The organism is Nocardiopsis sp. NPDC055824, assembly GCF_053616335.1.
In genome coordinates, this window is the sequence record NZ_JBSHDN010000370.1 from 1 (window position 1) to 2,900 (window position 2,900).

General features: G+C 72.8%; 2 protein-coding genes. One reads left to right on the forward strand and one right to left on the reverse strand.

Features of this window, described 5'->3' with window-relative positions; all coding sequences use genetic code 11:
• Positions 1-73: 73 nt before the first annotated feature.
• Positions 74-1,042 carry a glycerophosphodiester phosphodiesterase gene (locus ACWGL3_RS31885; RefSeq protein WP_267946089.1) on the reverse strand — a complete coding sequence of 323 codons (969 nt, stop codon included), beginning with the start codon at positions 1,040-1,042 and terminating at the stop codon, positions 74-76.
• A 255-nt stretch (positions 1,043-1,297) separates the two neighbouring features.
• Here ACWGL3_RS31885 and ACWGL3_RS31890 point away from each other — a divergent pair, with 255 nt between their 5' ends.
• Positions 1,298-2,767 (forward strand): hypothetical protein, encoded by a 1,470-nt coding sequence (locus tag ACWGL3_RS31890; RefSeq protein ID WP_267946090.1) that lies wholly within the window; start codon positions 1,298-1,300, stop codon positions 2,765-2,767.
• The last annotated feature ends 133 nt before the right edge of the window (positions 2,768-2,900 follow it).

Sequence of the window (2,900 nt, forward strand, 5' to 3'; positions counted from 1 at the left end):
GGGTCGCCCCCGGCGCGCGGGTTCGGTGTGGTCCGGACCGATCATGCCATCGGCGGCGGCGCGGCCACCAGGGTCAGTAGCGGACGAGTGCCGGCGCCGGTGTGGCGGCCCTGTCGATGGCGTCGCGCCCTCCGTTGAAGTCGGCGATCGCCCGCTGCCCCGTGTCGGGGAAGTCGGTGATGAAGCCGTCGACGCCGAGGCCGAGGACGTGGTCCATGCGCTGTCTGTCGTTGATGGTGTAGGGCATGATCTCCAGGCCCGCGTCCTGGACCCGCCGGACGTAGGCGGCGTCGATGGTGGTGTGGTTGGGGTTGATCATGTGTGCCCAGGTGAACTCGCCGATGCGCGCCTCGGGCACCCGTCCCAGGAGCGCGTGCGGGACGGACGGCAGCAGGGACTTGGAGCGGCGGACCGAGTCCCAGTCGAAGCTCTGCACGATGAGCTTGCGGGGTTCCCAGGCCGGGTTGTGCTCCAGCCAGGTCCGGCGCCCGGCCAGCTCCTCGGCGACCGCCCGCTCGATGCCGGGGTAGAGCGCCGGTTCCTTGACCTCCAGGAAGAGGTTGAGGTCCAGCCGCTCCAGCCGGTCGAGCGCCTCGTCGAAGGTCGGGATCCGCTCCCCGGTGAAGGAGGGCGCGAACCACGACCCCGCGTCGAGCCTCTTGATCTCCCTCAGGGTGAAGTCGCCGACGAGGTACGGGCTCCGGTCCGGGAAGACCGACTCGACGTTGGTGGTCCGGGCCAGCGTGGTGTCGTGCAGGAGCACGATGTGGTTGTCCGCCGTGCGCTGGATGTCGATCTCGACCGTCTCCGCCCCCAGCTCGTCGGCCGCGTCGAGTGCGGCGAGCGTGTTCTCCGGGGCGTGACCGGCGGCTCCCCTGTGGGAGACGGCGATCAGAGGACGTGTGGGGGATGCGTGCTGGACCTCGACGACGCTCCGGCTGCCCGTCCCCGCGGGGTCGAGGGCCGGTGCTGCGGGCGAGGCGCTGGCACTGACTGCAACGAAGAGTGAAACGGCTCCGACGACGATCCCGATGCGGTGCACCGGACCTCCCAGGTGAGCGTGAACAGGCCGACTGCTTCCTCAGGGTGAGCGCGCATGGTGACGGGGCGGTGACCGTGTGCAGAGCATTCGGTGATCCGCGGCCCATCATCTGGTGGTGAAGTGGCACCCAACACCACGTCTCACCCAGTGCATCCCTTTGATTACTTCATGTGTCATTTTTGACCACAGGGTCCCCCCATAACTACCCAGAGTCCTGAGATCATCACCTTCAGTAGTCGATTGGAAGGAACTCTCATGCGCAAGCACCACACGGGGTGGGTCGCGCTGTTCGGCGCCGCCGCCATCGCGACGTCGGGGCTGGTCGGTGTCCCCGCCGCGTCCGCGGACGCGAGGGACGGAGGAGGCCTGAGCTGGCCGCTGGTCAGACAGGGGACGTCCTCGTACAGCCTCGACGGCTTCGAGATCGCCTACCTGCCCCCGGGACTGGAGCGGTACGGGATCCACGCGTCCTCCACCACCGACCGGCAGGGCGTCCGCCAGTCGCAGATCTCCTGGGTCCAGGGACCCGACCAGCTGTACGGCCGGGTCTCGGTGATCCGCTCGGAGCGGGTGCAGGAACTCGACGACCTCCGCGAGAGCCGCTACACCCACCTGGCCGACAAGGGCCTGGAGCGGCTCGCGGCTGGCGAGGGCTTCGGGCGCGAGGCCTACCTGTCGGAGTCCACGGGCGACCTGTTCTGGCTGGAGCGGCCGGGCGTCGCCGTCACCACCCACCTCCAGCCGGAGCGGTGGGACCGCGGTGAACTGCTCGAGATGGCCGGATCCGTGACCGAGGAGTCCGGTTCGCCGGAGGCGCCGACGGCGGGGGTCCCCGAGGCTCCCGCCGAGGAGCAGCCGCAGGAGGCGCCGGCGGCGGAGGCGCCCGCCGAGGAGGCCCCCGCGGAGGAGGCCGCCGCGGAGGAAGCTCCCGTCGAGGAGGCTCCCGCCGAGGAGGCCGCACAGCAGGTCGAACCCGCGGCAGGGGATCCCGCCGAACAGGCGCCCGCGACGGAAGCCGAAAGCTCCGGAGAGGCGGGGGCCCCCGCCGAGGAGGCTCCGGCGGACGGCGCGGTGGAGGCCGCCCCGGTCGCGGACCCCGGCGCTCCGCAGGCGCCCGGGTCCGAGGAGGCCCCGGTCGGGGGAGCCCAGGAGGCTGTCGGCCAGGAGCCCGCCGGGAGCTCGGACGAGACCCCGGTGCAGACGCCCGCCGACACTCCCGTGGCGGCCGAACTGCCCGAGGGCGCCGAGGCCCGCCGGGTCGAGGAGTGCGTCCTCGACCGGTTCGTGGACTTCGGATCCGGCGCGACCGAACCGGTCGGCGCCCGGCTGCCCCTGGCCGAAGGGGAGTTCGTGGAACAGGCCCTGACCAAGGACCAGCTCACCGCGGAGGACCGCGACCGGCTGCTCGCCACCGTCTGGAACCACGGCGAGGAGGACGCCAAGACCGGTGCCGTCGGCCACTGCGCCGGGGAGCTCCGCCTGGATCCCGTCCAGGTGGAGGGCGTGATCGGCGCGGTCGTGGAGAGGGTCGGCGACCTCCTCCAGGAGCCCGCCCAGGAGGCGGCCCCGGCCGTGGAGCAGGTGTCGGACGGGAGCGGCGCCCAGGAGGGCGCCGCCGCGGACACGGGCGCCGAGCCCGTCGACCCCGTCGACCCCGTCGACGCCCAGGAGTGGGAGGAGATGTGGGCCTCGCTGCCCTGGAAGTTCGAGGCCGGCAGCGCCTGACCACGGCCGTCCCGGGGCGGCCCGGACCGGCCGGAGGGCCGGCCGGGACCGCCCCGGGATGAGCGGGGCCAGGGCGGGGCGGAGCGGCACCCGCCCGGCGCCGGGCGGGTGCCGGGCAGCACGGTGCGGACGG